Here is a 3,610-nt window from a genome sequence, read left to right on the forward strand (position 1 = left end):
CCGGCCCTGTCTCGTGTATCCCGATCGAAACGAACAGAGTTGTCCAAGTCAAATATACTAACCCGAGCGACCCGCGTTGATCAGCTGCACGGCTGGGAGACCATATGGGGTTGCTCAATTGTCCTCGTCCAAGTGGCGGGGGCGGGAAATGTATGTTTTTGGTTCAGAAGAACGATCATCTTTAGTTACCAGCTGGATGATCACGATCGATCTGACCGAACTCTGCAGGCCGACAGGCCGAAAGGGTTCACGTCCTCAAGTAGCCGAATAGGCGGTAGGACAAATGGTCAAGTCTTTCTTTTTCTGGATCAAATCAAGCGCGAGAAGGGCGTTTGGTGAATGCCTTGGCAGCAAGAGGCGATGAAAGACGTGATACTCTGCGATAAGCCATGGGGAGCTGAGAATAAGCTTTGATCCATGGATCTCTGAATGGGGCAACCCACCTGAAAGCTTCATATTGTTATCTTTGATACTCAATATGGGGTTTAAACAGGTACTTAAGACCTGAATACATAGGGTTTTAAGAGCAAACCCGGGGAACTGAAACATCTAAGTACCCGGAGGAAAGGAAATCAATTGATACTCCCCTAGTAGCGGCGAGCGAACGGGGACCAGCCGAGCCAGATAAGTGACTAGAACATGTTGGGAAGCATGGCCATAGCGGGTGACAGCCCCGTATAGGAAGCTTTGACGGACGTATTAAGTAGGGCGGAACACGTGAAATTCTGTCTGAAGATCGGAGGACCACCTTCGAAGGCTAAGTACTCCTTGCTGACCGATAGCGAACCAGTACCGTGAGGGAAAGGTGAAAAGCACCCCGACGAGGGGAGTGAAACAGTACCTGAAACCGAACGCCTACAATCAGTCGGAGGATCCTCGAGATCTGACGGCGTACCTTTTGTATAATGGGTCATCGACTTGGTCTCACGAGCAAGCTTAAGCCGTTAGGTGTAGGCGTAGCGAAAGCGAGTCTTAATAGGGCGTATGAGTTCGTGGGATCAGACCCGAAACCGAGTGATCTAGGCATGGCCAGGTTGAAGGTAAGGTAACACTTACTGGAGGACCGAACCCACATCCGTTGAAAAGGATCGGGATGAGCTGTGCCTAGGGGTGAAAGGCCAATCAAACTCGGAGATAGCTGGTTCTCTGCGAAATCTATTTAGGTAGAGCGTCATCCGAATACCCCGGGGGGTAGAGCACTGGATGGGTAATGGGGCCCCACAGGCTTACTGATCCTAACCAAACTCCGAATACCCGGGAGTACTAGATGGCAGACACACTGCGGATGCTAACGTCCGTAGTGGAGAGGGAAACAACCCTGACCTACGACTAAGGCCCCCAATTCATGGCTAAGTGGGAAAGCAGGTGGGACGACCAAAACAACCAGGAGGTTGGCTTAGAAGCAGCCATCCTTTAAAGATAGCGTAACAGCTCACTGGTCTAAATAAGTTGTCCTGCGGCGAAGATGTAACGGGGCTCAAGCCATGAGCCGAAGTCTAGGGATGCGTAAGCATCGGTAGCAGAGCGTAGTGTGACATAGTTCCTATCCTCTTTAGCGTTCTTCGGAACGCCTTGGAGGATATTTGGAGCTTTCGATGAAGCGGGCGCGTGAGCGATCCCGTGGAGAGATCACTAGTGAGAATGATGACATGAGTAGCGACAAAGAGTGTGAGAGACACTCTCGCCGAAAGTCCAAGGGTTCCTGCTTAAAGCTAATCTGAGCAGGGTAAGCCGGCCCCTAAGCCGAGGCCGAAAGGCGTAGGCGATGGGAACTAGGTTAATATTCCTAGGCCAGGAGGATGTGACGGATCACAGGTGTAGTTCAATCTTATCGGATTGATTGGGCTGCTGAGTGGTTCCTGGAAATAGCCCTCCATCAGACCGTACCCTAAACCGACACAGGTGGACTGGTAGAGCATACCAAGGCGCTTGAGAGAACGATGTTGAAGGAACTCGGCAAAATACCTCCGTAAGTTCGCGAGAAGGAGGCCCGGTTCCTAGGCAACTAGGGGCTGGGGGCACAAACCAGGGGGTGGCGACTGTTTATTAAAAACACAGGGCTCTGCGAAGTCGCAAGACGACGTATAGGGTCTGACGCCTGCCCGGTGCCTGAAGGTTAAAAGGAGAGGTGAGAGCCTTGAATTGAAGCCCAGGTAAACGGCGGCCGTAACTATAACGGTCCTAAGGTAGCGAAATTCCTTGTCGGGTAAGTTCCGACCTGCACGAATGGCGTAACGACTTCCCCGCTGTCTCCAACATCGACTCAGCGAAATTGAATTGCCTGTCAAGATGCAGGCTTCCCGCGGTTAGACGGAAAGACCCCGTGCACCTTTACTACAGCTTCGCACTGGCATCAGGATTGTGATGTGCAGGATAGGTGGTAGGCTTTGAAGCGGAAACGCAAGTATCCGTGGAGCCTCCCTTGAGATACCACCCTTCGCACTCTTGATGTCTAACCGCGGTCCGTTATCCGGATCCGGGACCCTGCGTGGCGGGTAGTTTGACTGGGGCGGTCGCCTCCTAAAGCGTAACGGAGGCGCGCGAAGGTTGGCTCAGAGCGGTCGGAAATCGCTCGTTGAGTGCAATGGCAGAAGCCAGCCTGACTGCAAGACTGACAAGTCGAGCAGAGTCGAAAGACGGCCATAGTGATCCGGTGGTCCCGAGTGGAAGGGCCATCGCTCAACGGATAAAAGGTACGCCGGGGATAACAGGCTGATACTGCCCAAGAGTCCATATCGACGGCAGTGTTTGGCACCTCGATGTCGGCTCATCTCATCCTGGGGCTGGAGCAGGTCCCAAGGGTACGGCTGTTCGCCGTTTAAAGAGGTACGTGAGCTGGGTTTAGAACGTCGTGAGACAGTTCGGTCCCTATCTGCCGTGGGTGTAGGAGACTTGAGAGGAGTTGCCCCTAGTACGAGAGGACCGGGGTGAACGATCCACTGGTGGACCAGTTGTCGTGCCAACGGCAGTGCTGGGTAGCTATGATCGGACAGGATAACCGCTGAAGGCATCTAAGCGGGAAGCCCCCCTCAAAACAAGGTCTCCCTGAGGGCCGTGGAAGACCACCACGTCAATAGGCCGGAGATGTAAGCGCAGTAATGCGTTCAGTTGACCGGTACTAATCGCCCGATAGGCTTGATTTGATCCAGTAATGGAAAGACAAGACCAAAGACATACACACCTTGAACATGGACAGCGCGTGCCAACGCAAACGGCACTGTTGATTGACTATACAACCGAGTGGCAACGCGCATTCGCTTCGCGAATACGCTGCCTGCCACCTGTCGCTTTCTTGCGTCGCAAGAAAGTCGACATGGGCTTTTCCTCGGTTTGGTGGTCATAGCGCAAGTGAAACACCCGGTCCCATCCCGAACCCGGAAGTTAAGCACTGCCGCGCCAATGGTACTTGGGCTTAAGCCCCGGGAGAGTAGGTCACCGCCAAACCTAGTAAAAGCCCATATCTCTCTAATACGATGAAAAGAACACTACCCGGTCTCAAGTAGCCGAATAGGCGGTAGACCAACGCAAAGTGTCGCGGGATGGAGCAGCCCGGTAGCTCGTCAGGCTCATAACCTGAAGGTCGCAGGTTCAAATCCTGCTCCCGCAACCA

General features: G+C 53.2%; 1 tRNA gene and 2 rRNA genes. All 3 read left to right on the forward strand.

The features are described from left to right. Window positions 1-311 precede the first annotated feature (311 nt). The 3 genes from ACR0DH_RS20095 to ACR0DH_RS20105 all read left to right on the forward strand — a co-directional run bounded on the left by ACR0DH_RS20095 (window position 312) and on the right by ACR0DH_RS20105 (window position 3,610). A 23S ribosomal RNA gene (locus ACR0DH_RS20095) occupies window positions 312-3,143 on the forward strand. 186 nt (window positions 3,144-3,329) lie between these two features. Continuing rightward, window positions 3,330-3,444, forward strand: a 5S ribosomal RNA gene (gene rrf, locus ACR0DH_RS20100). 89 nt (window positions 3,445-3,533) lie between these two features. Further along, a tRNA-Met gene (locus ACR0DH_RS20105) sits at window positions 3,534-3,610 on the forward strand.

Source organism: Ruegeria sp. I1, assembly GCF_056532675.1.